The organism is Rhodococcus sp. P4_B6, assembly GCF_056402215.1.
Window position 1 is genome coordinate 67,131 of sequence record NZ_JBFUHV010000026.1, and the last position, 18,520, is coordinate 85,650.

The 18,520-nt window shown below is 65.1% G+C and carries 21 protein-coding genes and 1 pseudogene; 7 read left to right on the top strand and 15 right to left on the bottom strand.

The features are described from left to right. Positions 1-41 precede the first annotated feature (41 nt). Positions 42-1,220: a 4-hydroxybenzoate 3-monooxygenase gene (locus tag AC1DWT_RS15600; protein ID WP_206013463.1), complete on the top strand. Its 1,179-nt coding sequence runs from the start codon at positions 42-44 to the stop codon at positions 1,218-1,220. A 32-nt stretch (positions 1,221-1,252) separates the two neighbouring features. On the opposite strand, the pseudogene AC1DWT_RS15605 reads toward AC1DWT_RS15600, so the two are convergent. The 7 genes and pseudogenes from AC1DWT_RS15605 to AC1DWT_RS15635 all read right to left on the bottom strand — a co-directional run bounded on the left by AC1DWT_RS15605 (position 1,253) and on the right by AC1DWT_RS15635 (position 6,327). Continuing rightward, positions 1,253-1,878 (bottom strand): annotated as a pseudogene (locus AC1DWT_RS15605) (TetR/AcrR family transcriptional regulator). A gap of 10 nt (positions 1,879-1,888) precedes the next feature. Continuing rightward, positions 1,889-3,151: an NAD(P)/FAD-dependent oxidoreductase gene (locus AC1DWT_RS15610; RefSeq protein ID WP_206013461.1), complete on the bottom strand. Its 1,263-nt coding sequence runs from the start codon at positions 3,149-3,151 to the stop codon at positions 1,889-1,891. After that, positions 3,148-3,333: a rubredoxin gene (locus AC1DWT_RS15615; protein WP_012689462.1), complete on the bottom strand. Its 186-nt coding sequence runs from the start codon at positions 3,331-3,333 to the stop codon at positions 3,148-3,150. The genes AC1DWT_RS15610 and AC1DWT_RS15615 overlap by 4 nt, the downstream gene beginning before the upstream one ends. 1 nt (position 3,334) lies before the next feature. Then, positions 3,335-3,502 carry a rubredoxin gene (locus AC1DWT_RS15620; RefSeq protein WP_072948026.1) on the bottom strand — a complete coding sequence of 56 codons (168 nt, stop codon included), beginning with the start codon at positions 3,500-3,502 and terminating at the stop codon, positions 3,335-3,337. Further along, complete coding sequence (locus tag AC1DWT_RS15625; protein WP_072948129.1) at positions 3,502-4,734, bottom strand: alkane 1-monooxygenase; 1,233 nt, start codon at positions 4,732-4,734, stop codon at positions 3,502-3,504. Before AC1DWT_RS15625 ends, AC1DWT_RS15620 begins: the two co-directional genes overlap by 1 nt. Positions 4,735-5,002: 268 nt before the next feature. Further along, positions 5,003-5,353, bottom strand: a complete 351-nt coding sequence (locus tag AC1DWT_RS15630) for a YrdB family protein (protein WP_206013460.1) — start codon at positions 5,351-5,353, stop codon at positions 5,003-5,005. A gap of 89 nt (positions 5,354-5,442) precedes the next feature. Next, on the bottom strand, positions 5,443-6,327 hold the full coding sequence (locus tag AC1DWT_RS15635; protein ID WP_206013459.1) for an aminoglycoside phosphotransferase family protein: 885 nt from the start codon (positions 6,325-6,327) through the stop codon (positions 5,443-5,445). Positions 6,328-6,434: 107 nt separating this feature from the next. Here AC1DWT_RS15635 and AC1DWT_RS15640 point away from each other — a divergent pair, with 107 nt between their 5' ends. Continuing rightward, positions 6,435-7,508 carry an NAD(P)H-dependent amine dehydrogenase family protein gene (locus AC1DWT_RS15640; protein WP_072948030.1) on the top strand — a complete coding sequence of 358 codons (1,074 nt, stop codon included), beginning with the start codon at positions 6,435-6,437 and terminating at the stop codon, positions 7,506-7,508. Positions 7,509-7,540: 32 nt separating this feature from the next. Here the strand turns inward: AC1DWT_RS15640 and AC1DWT_RS15645 are convergent, their stop codons facing one another. From AC1DWT_RS15645 to AC1DWT_RS15675, 7 genes are all read right to left on the bottom strand, one after another. Beyond that, positions 7,541-8,239 (bottom strand): HAD family hydrolase, encoded by a 699-nt coding sequence (locus tag AC1DWT_RS15645; protein ID WP_072948032.1) that lies wholly within the window; start codon positions 8,237-8,239, stop codon positions 7,541-7,543. 52 nt (positions 8,240-8,291) lie between these two features. Beyond that, complete coding sequence (locus AC1DWT_RS15650) at positions 8,292-8,615, bottom strand: putative quinol monooxygenase (RefSeq protein ID WP_072948035.1); 324 nt, start codon at positions 8,613-8,615, stop codon at positions 8,292-8,294. Between the two features lie 41 nt (positions 8,616-8,656). Then, positions 8,657-9,229, bottom strand: a complete 573-nt coding sequence (locus tag AC1DWT_RS15655; RefSeq protein WP_206013458.1) for a TetR/AcrR family transcriptional regulator — start codon at positions 9,227-9,229, stop codon at positions 8,657-8,659. Between the two features lie 20 nt (positions 9,230-9,249). Then, entirely contained in the window at positions 9,250-9,720 is a 471-nt protein-coding gene (locus tag AC1DWT_RS15660) for a nuclear transport factor 2 family protein (protein WP_206013457.1), read from the bottom strand. Between the two features lie 142 nt (positions 9,721-9,862). Next, positions 9,863-11,467, bottom strand: a complete 1,605-nt coding sequence (locus tag AC1DWT_RS15665; protein WP_095862288.1) for a solute symporter family protein — start codon at positions 11,465-11,467, stop codon at positions 9,863-9,865. Next, the gene (locus AC1DWT_RS15670; protein ID WP_072948045.1) at positions 11,464-11,811 is read right to left on the bottom strand and encodes a DUF485 domain-containing protein; all 348 of its coding nucleotides are present in this window, start codon (positions 11,809-11,811) and stop codon (positions 11,464-11,466) included. Before AC1DWT_RS15670 ends, AC1DWT_RS15665 begins: the two co-directional genes overlap by 4 nt. After that, positions 11,808-12,287 (bottom strand): nuclear transport factor 2 family protein, encoded by a 480-nt coding sequence (locus AC1DWT_RS15675; protein ID WP_206013456.1) that lies wholly within the window; start codon positions 12,285-12,287, stop codon positions 11,808-11,810. The genes AC1DWT_RS15670 and AC1DWT_RS15675 overlap by 4 nt, the downstream gene beginning before the upstream one ends. Before the next feature lie 203 nt (positions 12,288-12,490). Here AC1DWT_RS15675 and AC1DWT_RS15680 point away from each other — a divergent pair, with 203 nt between their 5' ends. From AC1DWT_RS15680 to AC1DWT_RS15700, 5 genes are all read left to right on the top strand, one after another. Continuing rightward, complete coding sequence (locus AC1DWT_RS15680; protein ID WP_072948050.1) at positions 12,491-13,096, top strand: TetR/AcrR family transcriptional regulator; 606 nt, start codon at positions 12,491-12,493, stop codon at positions 13,094-13,096. A 132-nt stretch (positions 13,097-13,228) separates the two neighbouring features. Next, entirely contained in the window at positions 13,229-14,422 is a 1,194-nt protein-coding gene (locus tag AC1DWT_RS15685; protein ID WP_206014070.1) for an acyl-CoA dehydrogenase family protein, read from the top strand. A 139-nt stretch (positions 14,423-14,561) separates the two neighbouring features. Beyond that, on the top strand, positions 14,562-15,308 hold the full coding sequence (locus AC1DWT_RS15690) for an acyl-CoA thioesterase domain-containing protein (RefSeq protein ID WP_259375866.1): 747 nt from the start codon (positions 14,562-14,564) through the stop codon (positions 15,306-15,308). Positions 15,309-17,044: 1,736 nt separating this feature from the next. Beyond that, positions 17,045-17,380 carry an ATP-dependent DNA ligase gene (locus AC1DWT_RS15695; RefSeq protein WP_338051178.1) on the top strand — a complete coding sequence of 112 codons (336 nt, stop codon included), beginning with the start codon at positions 17,045-17,047 and terminating at the stop codon, positions 17,378-17,380. Continuing rightward, positions 17,377-18,018: an ATP-dependent DNA ligase gene (locus tag AC1DWT_RS15700; RefSeq protein ID WP_338051177.1), complete on the top strand. Its 642-nt coding sequence runs from the start codon at positions 17,377-17,379 to the stop codon at positions 18,016-18,018. The genes AC1DWT_RS15695 and AC1DWT_RS15700 overlap by 4 nt, the downstream gene beginning before the upstream one ends. 275 nt (positions 18,019-18,293) lie before the next feature. Here AC1DWT_RS15700 and AC1DWT_RS15705 read toward each other — a convergent pair. Beyond that, positions 18,294-18,520 (bottom strand): ISAzo13-like element transposase-related protein (locus tag AC1DWT_RS15705; RefSeq protein WP_477921284.1); only part of this gene is annotated, 227 nt, incomplete at its 5' end.

An 18,520-nucleotide genomic window follows, 5' to 3' on the forward strand; every position in this document is an offset into this window, starting at 1 on the left:
GGACAGTGACTGGTGTCACGAACTACGCGAGGAGTCTGCTCATGAACACACAGGTCGGGATCGTCGGCGGGGGCCCAGCAGGACTGATGCTCTCCCATCTCCTGCACCTGAAGGGCATCGATTCCGTCGTGCTCGAAAGCCGCACCCGCGAGGATGTGGAGGGCACCATCCGGGCCGGTGTGCTCGAGCAGAACACCGTCGACCTCATGGTCGACACCGGACTCGGCGACCGCGTCAAGCGTGAAGGACTCACCCACCACGGCATCGAACTGCGCTTCGGCGGCCGCGGCCACCGCATCGACTTCGACGAACTGACGGGCGGCCGCGCCGTCACCGTCTACCCGCAGCACGAGGTCCTGAAGGACCTCATCGCCCGGCGTCTCGAAGACGACGGCGACATCCGCTTCGGCGTCTCCGACGTACAGGTGCACGGCCACACCACCGACAACCCGAAGATCACGTACGTCGACGCCGCCGGCAACGAGCAAACCCTGACGTGCGCACTCGTCGCCGGCTGCGACGGCTCGCGGACCACGACCCGCGGCCTCATCCCCGAAACCACCGTGCGCACCGACCACTTCCGGCAGTACCCGTTCGCCTGGTTCGGCATCCTCGCCGAGGCTCCGCCGTCCTCCGAGGAACTGATCTACGCCAACCACCCGCGAGGCTTCGCGCTCATCAGCACCCGCACCCCCGACGTCCAGCGGCACTACCTGCAGGTCGACCCCGATGACTCCGTCGACAACTGGTCCGACGACCGCATCTGGTCCGAACTGCACGCCCGCGTCGACGGCGAAGGCGCAGAGATCAAGGACGGCAAGATCTTCCAGAAGTCGATCCTCCAGTTCCGCAGCTTCGTGTGCGAACCCATGCAGCACGGCAACCTCTTCCTCGCCGGCGACGCCGCCCACACCGTGCCCCCCACCGGCGCGAAGGGCATGAACCTCGCCATCGCAGACGTCTACTTCCTGTCCGAGGCGATGTCCGAGTACTTCGCCACCCGCAGCCGCGCCGGGCTCGAGGGCTACACCGACAGCGTCCTCCCGCGCGTGTGGCGGACCCAGCACTTCTCCTGGTGGATGTCCTCGATGCTGCACCGCCTCCCCGACGACACCGGCTTCGGCCACAAGCGGCAGGTCGCCGAACTCGACATGGTCACCCGCTCCGCCGCCGGTCGCACCCTCATCGCGGAGAACTACGTCGGCACTCCTTTGCGCTGACGCGCCCGTGAGTACTTATTAACGTGGGGCGGTTAATAAGTACTCACGGGTGGCGGAGCCGCAAGAAGGGGGCAAAGAGCCGGGCCGTGTTCGCCGATGCCGTCGCGGTGTCTTCCGGCGGGTTGGCTATGAAACTCAAGGCAAGCCGGACGATGGCGTGCGCGAGGATGTCCGCGTCTTCGGGGGAGGCGTTCACCCACGACCGCTGCAACGTCTCGGCGAGCCGCTCGGCCGCGGGCCGGATGATGATGTCGCTGTCCGTGGTGATCAGGCGCAGCAGATCCTCGGGCGCCTGCCCCTGGTGCAGCGACAACACCAGGGGATCGGCGCCGCTGAGTGCGAAGAACGTCGCATAGCCTTGCCGCAGAGCGGTTGTCACGTCGTCGGGGTTGTCGTACAGCGCGGACTCGATGACGGTGACGAGGCTGTCGGTCAGCCGAAGGGCGTATCCCTCCGCCAGGCCGCGCCGCGAGCGGAACTCCTTGTAGATCGTCTGCCTGCTCATGCCGGCGGCGACCGCGACGTCGGTCATGGTGATCGTCGGCCACGGACGTTCGAGGAGAAGTTCCCGCAGCGCATCGAGGGTCGTCTCCCGCATCAGCGACGTCGCGGCGAGCCGGTACCGGCTCTGTCGTTCGGCGCGGTCGTGTGCGGACATGAGGTCGATGCTAGCGGGCGGGTGTTGCCAAGCCTTCCCGGTCGCCGGCGAGCACGTCCGTCAGGGCGACCGACTCGTCAGCCAACGCGAGGCGGTCGACCGTGCCGCCCCGGGCGATCATCGTGCGCACGGTCCGGAGGTCTTTCGGACGGCCGACGGCGATGGCCCCGACCGGGGTGTCCTCGCGCACCGCGACCGCCGTGAAATCGCGATCCGCGATCGAACCGCGGACCACGTAGTCGTCGTCGACACGGGTTGCGCCTGCGAATTGCACGGTGTGGCCGTACTGCGTGGACCACCCCCAAGGAACGTCCGTGAACGGTGTGGGATTGCCGAGGATGGAGTGCGCGGCGGCAATCCCTTGTGCCTGAGCGCCGTTCCAGTGTTCGGAGCGATACCGCTCGTCGCCGCGCGCCCCGGGAATGTTGGCGGCGTCGCCGGCGGCGAACACGCCGTCGGCCGACGTGCGGAACAGCTCGTCGACGGTGATGCCGTTGTGGACCCGCAGGCCCGCCGCGACGGCCAGCGACACCTCGGGGACGGTGCCGACCGACACGAGGACGGTCCCGGCACTCCAGGTGCGACCATCGGCCGCGGTGGCCAGGGCGGCGCCGTCGTCGCCCACGTCCAGCGAGGCGAGCGTGACGTTCGTGCAGACGTCGACGTCGTTCTCGGAGTGCAGCGAGGCGATTATCGTCGAGACGTCCGGGGGCACGATGCGACTGAGGAGCGACGCGTCCCGTTCGAGAACGGTGACGTCCGCGCCCAGCGACCGCGCCGTCGCGGCGACCTCGCATCCGATGAGACCCCCGCCGATCACGAGGAGCGAACCTGTGCGCCGAATCGACTCCCGAAGCGAATCCGCATCGACCATCGACCGAAGGGTGAAGACGTCCGCACCGGAGACGCCGTCGAGTCGGCGCGCCCGGCCGCCCGTCGCGAGCAGCAGTGCACTGAAGTGCAGTGTCTCGCCGGACGAGAGTGTCAGCACCTTCCGTCGTGCGTCGAGTTCGACTGCCGTTGCACCGGTGACCAATTCGATGTCTTGTTCTTTCCAGAACGAGTCGGGCCTCAGTGCCGTCTTCTCCGCCGCCGTGGCACCCGACAGGAGATCCTTCGACACCGTCGGACGTCGGTACGGCGGCGCGGGTTCGTCGCCGATCAGGACGACGCGCCCGGTGAAACCTTCAGAGCGGAGCGTCTGCGCGGCGCTCGCCCCGGCGATGCCGGACCCGACGATGACGACCGTCGACAGTTCCGTGGAAGGACTCATGCCCGGCTGACCTCGACCATGTCGAAATCGGCCTTGGCGGCCCCGCAGTCGGGGCACGACCAGTCGTCGGGGATGTCGTCCCACCGGGTGCCTGGCTCGATGCCGTCCTCCGGCCAGCCCTCGGCCTCGTCGTACTCGAATCCGCACTGGGCGCAGCGAAAAAGCTTGAAATCGGTACTCATGTCATGCCACCTTCGTTTCGAAATCGATCTTCTCGCGGACCCCGCAATCGGGGCAGCACCAGTCGTCGGGCACATCGGCCCATGGGGTGCCGGCGGGGAATCCTTCACGGGGTGCGCCGGACGCTTCGTCGTAGACGTAGTCGCAGACCGGGCACCGGTAGGCGGCCATCACCGAACCCCGCCGTCGTACTTGGCCAGAACCTTCTCGCGCTTACCGGGTTGGATGTTCACGCGGGTGATGTCGCCGTCGTAGTGGTCGAGCACCCGGTGGTCCATCACCTTGCGCCACAGCGGCGGGAAGTACGCGAGCGTGATCATGCTGGCGTATCCGCTGGGCAGGTTGGGGGCGCCGTCCATGCTCCGCAGCGTCTGGTACCGCCGCGTCGGGTTCGCGTGGTGGTCACTGTGGCGCTGCAGGTGGTACAGGAAGATGTTGGTCACGATGTGGTCGGAGTTCCAGCTGTGCGCGGGTGCGCAGCGCTCGTAGCGGCCGCTGGCCGTCTTCTGACGCATCAGGCCGTAGTGCTCGAGGTAGTTGACCGTTTCGAGGAGCGAGAAACCGTAGACGGCCTGGATGATCAGGAACGGGATGACGACCGGACCGAATATCGCGGTGAGCGCGCCGAACAGCACCACCGACATGAGCCACGCATTGAGAACGTCGTTGTGAATGCTCCACGTGCTCTTGCCGAGTCGTTGCATTCGAGTCTTCTCGAGCTCCCACGACGACTTCAGGCTTCCCCACACGCTGCGGGGCAGGAACGCCCAGAAGCTTTCTCCGAAACGTGAACTCGCCGGGTCCTCGGGTGTCGCGACCCGGACGTGGTGGCCGCGGTTGTGCTCGATGTAGAAATGGCCGTAGAAGGTCTGCGCGAGAGTGATCTTGGCCAGCCAGCGTTCGAGGTCGGTCTTCTTGTGGCCCATCTCGTGGGCGGTGTTGATGCCGATGCCGCCCATGACGGCGACGCTGAACGCGACACCGATCTTCGACCACAGCCCGAGGCCGCCGTCGATGCCGAGCCAGGACAGGCTGTCCGCCGACCAGAGGTAGCACGCGAACACCAGGCTCGCCAGCTGGAACGGGATGAACACGTACGTGCAGTACCGGTAGTATCTGTCGTTCTCGAGCTGTTCCATCACTTCCTCGGGCGGGTTCTGGCCGTCGGGTCCGAAGAACCTGTCGAGGACCGGGAGCACGATGAACAGCAACAGCGCGCCGATCCACCACCACACCGGAGCCGCCGCCGACCATCCGAGTTGGTTGAAGGCCCACACGAGCCCTGCGGCGAGGAACAGCGCGGTCGGGGGTATCAACCCCATCAGCCACAGGTAGCGCTTGCGGTCGCGCCAAGCGTCCGGGGGTGCTTCCTCTGTCGTCCTGCCGATATCCGACGTCGTCACGGTCCGAACCTCCTCGTCCAGTAGCTGTCGCGGTATGAACCAGCTCACTCTCAGTTGGACAGTACACGGACTTCGATCCAGGGTCTAGACAAAACTAGCTATTTGTAAATCCCGACATGGGCAGCGCTCTAACACCGGGGTCACCCCGGCCGATAGAAAGTGCGACACTGTTTCGCCGTGCGGAGGAGGCACTCGATGTTCCGCGACCCGGGACTGCCCGACTGGCTCGAATTCGTTCTCGGCCTGCTCGGGTACCGCTGGTAGTCCTCTACTCCGGCGTGCGCGAGCGCGCCGCGAACGTCGCCGTCGCCACGACGGCGAAGGCCAGCCCCCACCATTGGTGACCGGCGAATGCGACGAGCACGCCGGTCGCCGCGAACAGTACGGTCTGGGCGACCAGTCGCGCTGGGTTGGGTAGTCGTCGGGTCGATTTCGGGGCCATCGCGACACCCCAGATCACGGCCGCTGCCACCGGGAGGAGCACCGCGAGTGCCACCTGCACGACCGTCGAGTTCGCGAGCGACCACCCCGCGACGGCGAGCAGGACCAGCATCGCGATCTCACAGGCGAACGCCACGACGTCGAGAGCGCCCACTCGTTGCGCGCCGGCTTCGCTCATCGATCCAGCTTAGATGCGTGCGGTGGAAGCGAGGCTGGTGCAGATCGGGGCCCGTGAGTAGTTATTAACCACGGGCGGTTAACAAGTACTCACGGGCGAAGCATGACGGCGACGCGGGAGAGCCGGGGCTCGTCGATCGAACCCTCCACGCAGCGTGCGAATATCCACAGGCGTAGCCGCTCGCAGTCGAGGTCGAGCAGGCCGGCCATCCGGTTCGAGAATCCGACGGGGTCGGCGGCGAGGCGGTCGACATGGTCGAGCATGTGCTGCAGCACGTCGTACGTCGGATCCCCGACATGCGGTTTGGGATCGATCATCAGCCACGGCTCACGCGCGGCGGACAGCACGTTGTCGGGGTGAAGGTCCGTGCACAGCAGCCGCGACTGCGTTGCCGTCCGCGGTAGTTCGCGGAACAGTTCCATGCCGGTTCGCGCGAGGCCCGGATCCAGGCGTGGTGCGCGGGCGAGTTTCTCCTCGAACTCGTCGGCCCACACGTCGCACATGCCGGCAAGCGGGCGGAACGGGTTGTCGGCGGCTGGTTCGATCCACAGCCTGCGCAGCAACCCGGCAATCACGACGTCCTGTGCCTCGGGCGGCCGGACGTCGGACAGCGGGGTGCCGGGTTCGCAGGATTCGAGGAGCAAGGCCGTGGTGTGGTCGAGCACGCGGTAGTCGAGCAGTCGGACGGCGCCGCCACCGTTCCATGCCGCGAGTCCGTCCGCCTCGTGCAGTGCCTCGTCGTGTCGCCAGCCGATCTTCAGCACCACGCGTTCGCCGGCGATTGTGCGTGCGGGCGCCGTCCAGGACGTCACGCCGCCGGGTTGGAACGGGCGACCGACGTCCAGTGACCACTCCCGACTCACCGTTTCGACGACGGCAGGGAGGTCGGCCAGCCACGTTCGGCGCGGCGCGTCGGGGGAGTCGAACTCGGCCATCTCTCGCACGAGGTTCGTCGGCAGTTCCAGATCTGGCACACCCGCATTGTGCCTCGCGAACTGTTCTGCAATCGCGCACCGGCGCAAACTAGAACCTGTTACATTCGCGGGAGGGGTACTACTTCTGAAACTCGGAGAGAGAACTCATGAGCTACCGCGTCGTCGAATGGTCCACCGGTACGGTCGGGCGTCACGCCATCGCAGGCATCGACGCCCGCGACGACCTCGAACTGGTCGGCGTGTGGGTGTCCAACCCCGAGAAGGTCGGGAAGGACGCCGGGGAACTGGCGGGCCTCGGAAGAGAACTCGGCGTCAAGGCGACCGAAGACAGGGCGGCACTTCTCGCACTGAAACCGGACTGCATCGTGCACACCGCGATGACGGACGACCGCATCTTCGACGCCATCGAGGACCTGATCGCGTTCCTCGAGGCGGGCATCAACGTCGTGTCTTCGGGACCCGTTCTGTTGCAGTACCCGATCGGGGTGGTGCCGGACGAACTCGTCGACCGCATCCGCCGCGCCGGCGAACAGGGAGGCGCGAGCCTCCACGTGAACGGTATCGACCCCGGGTTCGCGAACGACGTTCTCCCGCTGGCCATGACCAGCCTGTCGCAGCGGATCGACGAGGTGCGGTGCTCCGAGATCGCCGATTACTCCACCTACTACCAGCCGGTGGTGATGAGCGAGATCTTCGGCTTCGGCAAACCCGTCGAGGAGACGCCGATGCTGTTCCAGCCGGGCGTGCTGTCGCTGGCGTGGGGGAGCGTCGTCCGCCAGATCGCCGCGGGACTGGGCCTCACACTCGACGAACCGCTGGTGGAGAAATTCGAACGCATCCCCGCCGACGACGACCTCGACATTCTGTCGTGCCACATCGCGAAGGGAACTGCGGCGGCGGTGCGGTTCGAAGTCGTCGGCACGGTCGACGGGGTGCCGCGCGTGGTCCTCGAGCACGTCACCCGCACCCACCCCGAACAGAAACCCGACTGGCCGAAGCCCACTCGCGGCGACGGGTGCTACCGCATCGACATCACGGGCGAGCCCGTGATGTCCGTCGAGTTCAACCACCACGGCGAGCACGGCGACCACAACGTGTCGGGGATGATCGTCACCGCGATGCGGCTGGTGAATTCGGTGCCCGCAGTGGTCGAGGCGAAGCCCGGGCTGGTGACCGCACTCGACCTGCCCCTCGTCACCGGTCGCGCTTCGCACCCGTGAGTACTTGTTAACCGCCCGTGGTTAACAAGTACTCACAGGCCGAAGGCACTGAGGGCAGTTCGGAGACCGTCCGGGCGCTCGGCGATGGAAACGGGTTCGACGAGTGCGAACGCGCAGCCCACCTTTCGCGCGGCACCGTCGGCTTCCTCGCTGTCGCCGATCATCAGAGTCCGTTCGGGTGCGGAACCGAGTGCGGCGAGGGCGTGCTCGAAGATCTTCGGGTCCGGTTTGATCGCACCCACCTCGAACGACAGCACGAACTCGTCGACGAGATGCTCGACTCCCAGATCTGCGAACGCGGGCCGGATGTCGAATGCGATGTTGCTCAGCACCGCGATCTTGATTCCGCGGTCCTTCAGTGACGCAAGGACTTCCGCGGTATCGGGGTATGCGCTCCAGCATCCCGGGTCGATCAGCCGTTCGTACAGCCCGACCGCCTGGACCTCGTGCGCGACCCCGGACTTGCGCAGAACGTCGAGGTACGCCTGCCGGTGGAACCGAGGGTCGAGGTCCCGGTTGGTCCACGCGTGGTGCTCGGCGGCGTCCATCTCGACGGTCTGACCGACCGGCGCCGTCATGCGCCGCATCAACTCGGCCTGCTGGTGGAGGTCGAACGGTTCACCTTCGTGGTCGGTGAGGTCGGCCATCCAGCTGTCGTCCTCCTCCAGCCGGAACAGCGTGCCGGAGAAGTCGAAGATCACTGCGTCGAGTTCGGTGAGATCGGAAGCCACGTGTTCAGGCTAACGCGCGGTGCACGCGACTTCAGGGTGAAGCCGGACGGGGTCAGTCGACTTCGAGTTCACCCATCAGCGACCACTCGGTGCCGTCGATCGTGGTGTTGATGATCCGCGGCGTCTGTGCGAGGGCGGGCTTCAGTTCGCGCAGCGCGTTCCGGAAATGCTCGCTCTGCACGTGGGCGACGGCGGCGTCGTCGTCGCGGAACGCTTCGACGAGGACGTACAGGTTCGGATCCTCCACCGCGCGCGACCAGTAGAACCACAGGTTGCCCGGTTCGTTCCGGGTCGCGTCGGTGAACGGCTGCACCAGGTCGAGCCAGCCGTCGGCGTGGTCCGGTTTCACGGTGAAGTTGACGACGATGAAGATCACGGCTGCCTCACTTCTCGAGTTTCCGTATTCCGGGTCGAATCCTACGCGCGCGATTGCGTCGAATCCGCGACCGCGCGGCGAAGCCGGGTGAGGATGCGCGTGAAGCTGTCGGGGTCGTCCAGGGCACGCGCCAGGACCAGCGCGCCCTGGATCCCCGCGACGACCTCCTCGGCAAGTGGCCGCGACTGCCTGCCGTGGCCGGCGTCGGAGAGGGCACCCGCGAGCGAATCGACCCAGTCGGTGAAGTAGGCGCGGACCCGGTCGGCGAAGCGGTCGCGTTCGAGGCCGAGCGCGAACGCGCCGAACAGGCAGATTCGGCGACCCGACCGGAAGTACGTCTCGACCTCGTCGAACATCCGATCGAGACGGGCGGCGGCGGGCTCGGACCCACGCAGCGGCCGGTAGACGGCGGCCTGGAACCAAGCGTCGACCTCGTCGAGGACGGCCTCGGCCATCTCGTCCTTTCCGCGGGGGAAGAAGTTGTACAGGCTGCCTTTGCCGAGTCCGGTGTGTTCGGTGATGACGGCCAGACTCGCGCCGTCGAACCCATGGGATCGGAACACCTCCGCCAGCACGGGGACGACGTCGCCGCGCTCGGCTACTGCTCGTGGCATGACTACTCCTCGTGTGCCGGTCAGAGGCCGAGATCGCTCAGCCCGGGATGATCCGACGGTCGCACGCCGGACATGTCCCAGAAGAACTTGCGGTCGGATTCGTCGATCGGCACGTCGTTGATGCTGGCGTGGCGCCACCGCATCAGCCCGTTGTCGTCGAACTGCCAGTTCTCGTTGCCGTACGCGCGGAACCACTGCCCGTCGGTGTCGTGGAACTCGTACGCGAACCGGACCGCGATCCGATTCCCGTCGTGCGCCCACAGCTCCTTGATCAGACGGTATTCCAGCTCGCGGTCCCATTTCCCGGCGAGGAAGTCGACGATCTCGCGGCGTCCCTGCAGAAAGGTGGACCGATTGCGCCACCAACTGTCCTCGGTGTAAGCCTGCGCGACCTTCTCGGGATCGCGGGAATTCCAGCCGTCCTCGGCGGCGCGAACCTTCGCGATCGCGGTGTCGAGTGTGAACGGTGGGACGGGTGGGCGAATTGACATGGGGTGCGCTCCTTCGAGGAGGTCCTGTACCTTTCGGTACATACTGTACCGATAGGTACAAGCGCTGTCCAGGGTCGTGACGGGCACGCTTCACGGCAGATGCCCCCGCCGGCTTGGCGAGGGCATCGGCCGAGCGTGAAACCTAGTGCTTCTCGGCGAGTTCCGCGCCGATACCGGTTTCGGCACGCACCAGCATTTCGGCGAACTTCTCGTCCCGGTCCGCCGACCGTCCGTGACGGCGTTCGGCGGCGAGCGAGCCGATCACGGCCGTGGCCAGCCCGAGCGGCATTGTGATGATCACCGGCAACTGAATGGTCAGCGGTGCCGGTCCACTACCCAGCCAGAGCGCCTCCGTGAACATCAGGCTGACCACGGTGGAGGTCAATCCCACCGAGATGCCCCACACTGCGCCCGTGCTGTTGAACCGGCGCCAGCCCAGGCTGAGCAGCAGGCTCGGCAGGTGCGCACTGCCCGCGACCATGAAGGCCATTCCCATGAAGTAGGTGATGTTCGTGGTGTCGCCGATTGCCATCGTCAGTCCGATTGCGAGGACGCTGAACGCGACCGCCGCGTACCGGGCGACCTTCGCCTCGCGAGCATCCGCCGTCTCCGTGCCGGCGTCGGAGGACTTCCGGCGGGTGAGGGTGGGCCACACGTCGTGGGCGAACGTTCCCGCCGCCGAGATCACCACGCCCGCGACGACGGCGACGATGCTCGCGAATGCCACGGCCGCCACCATGGCCAGTGCGATGGAACCGCCGATGGTGCCGACGCCGCCGCCGAGTTCCGTGACCAGTGTGGGTGCGGCGAGGTTGCCGCCTGCGCCGACGCGATCCGCCCCGTCGGGACCGAGGAGTGCTGCGGTGCCGAAGCCCATCACGATGACGATCAGGTAGAAGACGCTACACAGCGCGACGGTCCAGCCGAGCGACTTCCGCGCCGTCGCGGCCTCGGGGACGGTGAAGAAGCGAATGAGGATGTGCGCCATGCCGGCCGTGCCGAGCGCGAACGCCAGCGAGTACGAGATCAGATTGATCGCACCGGTCTGCCCGAAGATCAGGCCCGGCGAGAGGATCGCGTCACCGGCGGCGGCGTTCGACGTGGCCGCCCCGAGCATGCCGGGGACGCTGAAACCGAACTTCGCCAGGATTCCCAGGCACACCACGATCGCCAGGATCGACAGGATGGACGATTTGATCACCTGAACCCACGTGGTCGCGAGCATGCCGCCGACGAAGACATAGATGCCCATGAGCGAACCGGCCACCACGACGGACAGGCCGAACGGAATCCCCGAGACTGATTCGAGTAGGACGCCCGCCGCCACGAGTTGGGCGAGCAGCACGAACGTGCCGGTGACGATGGTACTGAGCGCGACCACCACCCGGACCCGTCGTGCACCGGTCCGGAACACCAGAACGTCGGCGAGAGTGAACTTTCCGACGTTGCGCATCTTCTCGGCGAGGAGGAAGAGGACGGGGAGGAACGAGACCACCGACGTGCAGAGAATGACGGCACCGTCGACGCCCTTGTAGAAGATCAATCCCGTGGTCCCGAGGAAACTGCCCGCGGAGATGAACTCACCGGCGATCGCGAAACCGTTCTGCCACCCGGTGATCGAGCGGCCCGCGGCGAAGAATCCGGTGGCGCTGCGGCTTCGGCGCGACGCGGCGAACGTCACCCACAGGGTGAGGGAGATGACGGCGGCACAGATGCCGATGGCGAGGAAATCGGCGTCGCCGGTCATGACGCATGCTCCTGATCACGTTGTGCGATGGCCAGGACGGCGGCATCGGCGGCGGGTTGGATGTAGGTGCGGGAGAGTCGGAAGTACGCGTACACCAGCACCCAGGTGCCGGCGAACTGGGAGAACACCACCCACAGCGACAGCGGAATGCCGAATGCCGTGTTGTGGCCCAGGAACTCGGGGAAGTAGGCGAACCCGACGAGGAAGCCCGCGAACATCGCGATGGCGATCAGGCCGAGTGCGGTGGTGACGGCACGCCGCCGACGCCGCAGTTCGACGAACTCCGGCAGCGCGAGGATCGGCGACCATGCTCTCGACGCGGTAGTGGGCGACTCGGTGGTCATGCGTTCACCGCCGCGCGCCGTGCCGAATCCAGGGCGAACCGGTTCTCGTCCCAGCCCTCGGCCAGCGGCCCGAAGTAGTGGAAACGAACCTGCTTGACGCGATACAACCAGCGACCGTCGACTCTCACCGCTTCGTCCGTGTAGCGGCCGGCGGCAATCGAGGGGGTGCCGTCGGTCACGCACGGCTGCCACAGGAACGAGCGGACGGTGGCGCGGTCGCCGTCGAGATCGACCTCCAGGTTGGTGATGAAGTGCCAGAACGCGGTGAGCCCACCGGGGGCGAGTCCGGCGAAGAACTCCCGCATCTCGCTCTTGCCCTTCGGGTTGGACAGCCCGTCGAATTCGCCGTCGTCGGTGAACAGGTCCATCAGGGCGTCCCAGTTGCCGTCGTCGAGATGGCGGCAGTACTGCGCATCGAGGTATCGGATGGCCTCCAGGTCTTCCAGACGGCCAATTCGTTCTTCGAGGGTGCTCAAGGCGGCATACCTCCACGGTGCGATGTGCGGAATGTGCGAAGCAGTCATTAACGACCGTTCATGTGATGGGGACCATAATCGACGTTGTGTCGCGGGTCAAGGCCGAGCGTCGTTCACGCGATTCCCTCCCACTGAGGGTTGCTGAACTGCGATTTCCGGCCGGATCGTTGCTCGTTCACCGCGATGCCTCTACCCTCCGGGGGATGAACACTCGGTCAAGCAGTGCGGTGATTCCTCACGTCAGGCAGCGGATTCTGGACGCAGCGCTGGAGGAGTTCTACACCGCCGGCTTCCACGCCGCGACCATGCGCACCATCGCCAAACGCGCCGGGTGCAGCGCCGCCAACGTCTACAACCACTTCGACAACAAGGACGAACTTCTCGTCGAGATCCTGCGCGCGGCCAGCGACGAGCAGTTCACCGCCACCCGGAACGCCCTGCGCAAGGCGGGTGCCGCGCCCGCTGAGCAGTGGACGGCCGCGGTGGTCGCGCATTCGCTGTACACCGCACGCAACCAGCGTGCGTGCCTGGTGGCCAACACCGAACTGCGATATCTCGACGAGGTGGATCGCAAACGGGTGGTGGGCTCGCGCGACGCCCAGGAGCATCTGTTCGTCACCATCGCCGAGGCGGGGGTAGCGGGCGGTGACTTCGACGTCCCGCACGTCCACCAGGCAGTGACCGCCGTACTGACCATGTGTGCAGGCATCGCGCTCTGGTACCGGCCGGACGGCCCCCTGTCCGCGCAGGCGGTAGCGGATTCGTACGGCGTCTACGCGCTCAACCTGGTGGGGTACCGCCCCGCCTGAATCGGGCGGGTTCGGCATTGACGGTGCGCTCCCGGGCGTGCTCTACTGGGTGAACAAGCGTTAATGTGATCCGAGTGCGGAACCGCGAGTTCCCCGTTTCACGCGCCCCGTAGTTCGAGTGGAGGAGTATCCATGACGCATCGGCCGTCGCAGCCGCGGACAGATTCACCGCGGTATCTCACCGAGGAYCGCCTGGCGATCCGGGACCTGGCTCGCGAGTTCGCGATGACGCAGGTGCTGCCGGTCGCGAACGAGTTGGATCCGGTGCAGGGCACGATCCCGGACACGTTGAAGAAGGCGATGGCCGAGGTCGGGTTCTTCGGGATCATGATCCCSGAGGAGCACGGCGGTCTSGGCCTCGGTGTGTTCGAGTACTGCCTGGTSGCGGAGGAGTTGTCGCGGGCGTGGATGAGCGTGTCCGGGYTGCTGGCCCGCGGCAACGGGATGGGCGGCGGCTTCACCGCGGAGCAGGAGGCGGCGCTGCTGCCGAAGGTGGCCCGCGGTGAGTACCTCGGCGCGTACGCCCTGTCCGAGGCCGAGGCCGGMTCCGAYGTCGCGAACATCTCCTGCCGCGCGACCCGCGACGGCGACGACTGGGTGATCAGTGGCACGAAGATGTGGTGCACGTACGCCGACGAGGCCGATTATCTGGTGTTGTTCGCGCGCACCGATCCGACCAAGGATCCGGCGAAGCCGCACCGCGGGATCAGCGCGTTCCTGATCGACAAGCAGCGCGGAGGCTTCCCCGAAGGGATCAGCGGGACGAAGATCCGCAAGATCGGGTATTTCGGGTGGAGCACGTGGGAGTTGTCGTTCGACGGCTTCCGGGTGCCGGCGTCCGCGATGCTCGGCGAGGAGGGCAAGGGTTTCTACCTGGCGGTCTCCGGTCTCGAGGTCGGGCGGGCGCACACCGCGGCCCGGGCGATCGGACTGGCCCGGGCGGCGTTGGAGGACTCGATCGCGTACCTGCACACCCGCCGTCAGTTCGGGCACGAGTTGGCCGATTTCCAGCATCTGCGGTTCAAGGTCGCGACGATGGCCGCCGACATCGAGGCGGCGCGGCAGTTGATGTATGCGGTGGCCACCGATATCGACACCGGCCGTCGGTGCTCGTTGGAGGCGTCGATGTGCAAGCTGGTGGCTACGGAGATGGCCGAGCGGGTGACCAGTGAGGCCGTGCAGATTCACGGCGGTGCCGGGTATACCACCGACTTCCAGGTGGAGCGGCACTGGCGCGATGCCCGGTTGACGAAGATCTTCGAGGGCACCAGCGAGATCCAGATGCGGATCATCTCCGACGAACTGCTGGGCAGGACCTCGTCCTGAATGACGCGCTCGATCATGGAAGGGCAAGAACGTGGCAGATGGAAGTGTCCGGGTTCGTCAACCATCGAAGAATTCGGCCCACCACGGGGAGCCGTTCTTCACTCGGACAGGTTCCGGTTTCGAACCGTTGACGAGCGCAGTGAGCGGTTGGTCCGCCGACATGGTTGTCGGGCCAGCGATACTAGGTCTGCTCGCCCGAGCCGCCGAGGAGAGAAACCCAGATGAGGGTTTCTTCGCTACACGGTTGACCGCAGACCTGTTCCGGCCGGTGCGGATGGCGCGAATCGATACGAACTCCCACGTTGTGCGCTGGGGACACCGGATTCGTGTCGTGGATTCGGCTCTCCTGCAAGACGGCGTCGTGGTGGCACGTGCATCAGTCGTCTTCTACCGGAAGGCGAATAACGCTGAGGGTCAGCGATGGGCCAGTCCCGACACACCGAAACCTCCGCCAGCAGAGACACACCCCGGGGAACGCATGATCGGAATCTCAGAGCCATCGCACGGGTGGATGCCCTGGTCCCGGACGGCCACTGCCCTGTACACCGGAACCCGCAAGCGGATATGGGCCCGGAACTGGGCGGCCGTTGAAGACGAAATGACGACACCGTTCGTGCGCGCGGCGATGGTGTCCGACCTGACCAACTTGGTGACCAATCTAGGCACCGCCGGCATCGGCTACATCAACGGAGACGTCACACTGACGCTGGCCAGGATGCCCGAAGGCCCAGACCTCGGCCTGGAAGCCGACAGCCATCTCGACTCGAACGGCATCGCGGTAGGCTCGGCAACCCTGTTCGACCGGCACGGTCGCCTAGGAACCTGTCTCGTCACTGCAATCGAGCGCGCCGGTCACAGCATCCCGGCTGTAGCACATCCACGGTAATCAACGCTGACTTGGTAACGTCCCCGGTAGACCTGTCCGGTGGAAAGTTGTCATATCGGAGCGCCAGCCGGAGTTGTATCGGATGGATTGTCGCGACGTATCTGAGGAAGCTCGGATAGGAGCCCTCGAGTGGCGAGTGTCTGACGTAGGGCCTCGTTGTCCAGGGTGAGGGCTTGGACATGCTGGGCGAGCTTATGAGCCCGTAGGCGAAGTTCGATGACTTCCTCCCGTTCGTGGCGGCTGCGGGCGGCGAGTTCGGCCTCGAGTGCGCGGATGYGGGTTGTAGGAGGAATGACCACATACCGGTTAATAAATTGTTCAGGGATAGGAATGGCCTAGGACTGTGGATTTCTTTAGTCCTAGGCCATATCAGACTCAGTATTCAGTTGCTACATAAAGAAGGTCTGCCAGACATTCATGAACCAGTTGGCGGCAAAGCCGATCATTCCTGAATGATCCCACTGATCCCACACGTTGCCACTCATGATTGCTCCTTAGAACTCATTGAACCAGTCCACGAAGTTGTGCCACACTTCCATGCCCGGTGCCAACCACATTATGTAGGGCAGGTCAAACAAGTTGCCGATCATAGTGGATTCCATAGTGCTGCGAATCCGTTCCACAGTGCGCTGAACCATCCCCATACGGGAGGCTGTAGCCAGAGGTCTGGCAAGTTGCCGATCATGATCCACCGCCAAAGAACGGCATAATCATCGTTCCTATCCAGGCGAACACGTTGTACGGGAAAATGTCCCAGGGTGAGTTAGGCATTGCAGACTCCTTACAGTCGGCCTTACCAGGGATAGCCGGTGAGAGGGTTGTAGCCGTTCCTGATCAGCCAGGCAAAGCCCCACGCGCCTGTGTACAGCGGGTACGCCCATGCTGGCAGCCAGTCCAACTGAGGTGGGTACAGGTCACCGTTCTTCATACGTGCTCCTTCGGCCTCCCGACCTGATACGTGTATCGAGCTAGGTTGACTGTCGTTACCTGAGCGCTGAACAACGTGGACTCGTCTCAGCCTGAGCTTTGGCCTGCTTGTACGTCAGATCAGGTATCGAATAGAACAGGTGAGTAGCTCTACTGGACAGCCCAGGAAAATACGCCTTCAGCGCCGCGGTGAAGTTTCTCGTCCCGGCGCAGTCCTGATCGTCTCTGTCGGAGGGACGATCTACTCTGGCAACCGCGACGAGCAACAGGTCGCCACTGCCCAGACCGGTGATCTGATCACGGTCCTGATCTGCGGTGTTCCGCGGATTGGCAGGTGCGTGGCGGCCTGTTTCTCTTTGCGATCTGGGGTGAATCCGCCATCACTCGGCCTGCGCCTACAGGCCCACTCGATTGGGGTAGCTGTACCGATCCGCCTCCGGCGGTCGATACACAGCGCAGGAGGGGTGCGCTTCCATTCAACTGAGCCCGTTTCCGACCAAGGAGTTCGTCATGTTAGACCTGGGGTTTTCTACGCTTTCCCTGAGATCACCGCCGCCATCATGGCACTAGGGAACGCAGTGCGGTGGTGGCAGTCGCTTCCATTCAACTAACCCCGGAGGTGATGAGGTGATTCCGATCCCCCCGTACGGGTTGGGCGGCAGCTGGATGGTGTGGACGCCCTGGCTGGTGCCCATAGTTCTTTGGTGGAACTCCTGGCACTGACCCTGTACCTATCGCGCGCCGCCGGCGACGCGCTGTCCTGAGCCTTCTACCTGCGTAGCTCCCAGGTCACGGGCACAATCGGGGATATGCGGCTGATTGCGCCCATGCTGGCCACGGCCGGCACGCTTCCGGACGACACGGCGGAACGGCCATGGAGTTTCGAGATGAAGTACGACGGGTGCCGGATGCTGGCCTCGGTGGGCGGCGGCCGCGAGCCGGTGCTGTGGACCCGCGCCATGAACGTGGTGACACCCTCATATCCCGAGATCACCGAGGCATTGACAGCGGCGTTCGGCGGCCGCGGCCGCATCGTTCTCGACGGCGAACTGGTAGCTCTCGATAAGGGCGAGCCATCCTTCGGGCTGAACGCCGAATGGGGGTCGCCCATGCGACGAAGCCGTTGCAGCGGCGAATCCCTGTGACATTTTTACCCTTTGACGTCCTCGCGCTCGAAGGAGACGATCTCACGAAGGCGTCGTATCTGGAGCGGCGGGCGGAGCTGGCCGAGCTGGATTCGGTCATCCAGGACGTCGGTGGCCTGCCCATCACTGTCCCTCCGTACTGGGAAAATCAGAGCAGCAAAATCATGCTGAATGCCGCGAAAAGTGCTGGCATGGAGGGGATTTTGGCCAAAAGGTCGACTTCGATCTACCTTCCGGGCCAGCGGAGCCGGTCCTGGGTCAAGCATGCAATCCGTACTCGCAGTTCGGTTTTGGTGATCGGCTTCGTCGGCTCGAGTCGATCGGTCGCGGCGCTGATCCTCGGAGCGTACGACGCGGAAGGACGGTTAGTCCAGGTAGGTTCTGTCTCCAGCGGACTCACGGTCTCGATGCGCCGACAGCTCCGGGAGGACTTCCGGCCGCTGGAACGCCCTAGCAGCCCTCTCACGGACCCGTCAGCGGCCGCGGAGACCTTCTCTGGGGTTCAAGTGGCTGAGTCCTCGGCTGGTCGTGGACGTGGTTATCTGCGCACGCCACTGTCTCGCTGTCCTTCGACCAGCGCATCCATCCCGAAGGAGCGCACCCAAGCATCGTGCGGACCGATTGGCTTGACGCACTAGGGATGCCACACCGCATTCGTTAGGTGTTGGTAATTGCTGAGAAATTCTAGGGAGCGTCTCGGTCGAAGTCGCAGATCAGCACGCTTTCTGCATTGCAACGAGTTTGAGGTGTAACACCCTGCAGAGCAGAAGTGCTCAGGTCGCGCCGGTGGTAACAGCACAGATCAGTCGGCCGGTTTTGTACGGCCCGATTCGGTGTGCGTCATCTGAGGTCGGTTGGTTGTAGACCGTGTCTGAAGCACGTCGGTGGTCGTTAGGGCCTGCGATGAATTAACTTAGTCAGGTTCGGGCGTGTCGGGGTTCGGGTGGAGGGTGTAGTTCCATTCGCCGTGGAAGTCGTGGCGGGTGAGGGTTCCGGTGTCGGTGAGGGCGGCCATGTCGCGGTCGGGAATCTTGACGCCGGTGGGATATTCGGCGGTGTCCAGTTCGGCGCGCACGCGCAGGCCGGTGCGGGTGGTGGTGGCTGCGATGGTCTCGACAATGACCTCGTGACTCTCCAGTG

What these genes read in the sequence shown, in the direction of transcription:
- AC1DWT_RS15600 (WP_206013463.1), top strand. Translation starts at nt 42, where the DNA reads ATGAACACACAGGTCGGGATCGTCGGCGGGGGCCCAGCAGGACTGATG.
- AC1DWT_RS15610 (WP_206013461.1), bottom strand. Translation starts at nt 3,151, where the DNA reads ATGAGTCCTTCCACGGAACTGTCGACGGTCGTCATCGTCGGGTCCGGC.
- AC1DWT_RS15615 (WP_012689462.1), bottom strand. Translation starts at nt 3,333, where the DNA reads ATGAGTACCGATTTCAAGCTTTTTCGCTGCGCCCAGTGCGGATTCGAG.
- AC1DWT_RS15620 (WP_072948026.1), bottom strand. Translation starts at nt 3,502, where the DNA reads ATGGCCGCCTACCGGTGCCCGGTCTGCGACTACGTCTACGACGAAGCG.
- AC1DWT_RS15630 (WP_206013460.1), bottom strand. Translation starts at nt 5,353, where the DNA reads ATGAGCGAAGCCGGCGCGCAACGAGTGGGCGCTCTCGACGTCGTGGCG.
- AC1DWT_RS15640 (WP_072948030.1), top strand. Translation starts at nt 6,435, where the DNA reads ATGAGCTACCGCGTCGTCGAATGGTCCACCGGTACGGTCGGGCGTCAC.
- AC1DWT_RS15655 (WP_206013458.1), bottom strand. Translation starts at nt 9,229, where the DNA reads ATGCCACGAGCAGTAGCCGAGCGCGGCGACGTCGTCCCCGTGCTGGCG.
- AC1DWT_RS15660 (WP_206013457.1), bottom strand. Translation starts at nt 9,720, where the DNA reads ATGTCAATTCGCCCACCCGTCCCACCGTTCACACTCGACACCGCGATC.
- AC1DWT_RS15665 (WP_095862288.1), bottom strand. Translation starts at nt 11,467, where the DNA reads ATGACCGGCGACGCCGATTTCCTCGCCATCGGCATCTGTGCCGCCGTC.
- AC1DWT_RS15670 (WP_072948045.1), bottom strand. Translation starts at nt 11,811, where the DNA reads ATGACCACCGAGTCGCCCACTACCGCGTCGAGAGCATGGTCGCCGATC.
- AC1DWT_RS15680 (WP_072948050.1), top strand. Translation starts at nt 12,491, where the DNA reads ATGAACACTCGGTCAAGCAGTGCGGTGATTCCTCACGTCAGGCAGCGG.
- AC1DWT_RS15695 (WP_338051178.1), top strand. Translation starts at nt 17,045, where the DNA reads ATGCGGCTGATTGCGCCCATGCTGGCCACGGCCGGCACGCTTCCGGAC.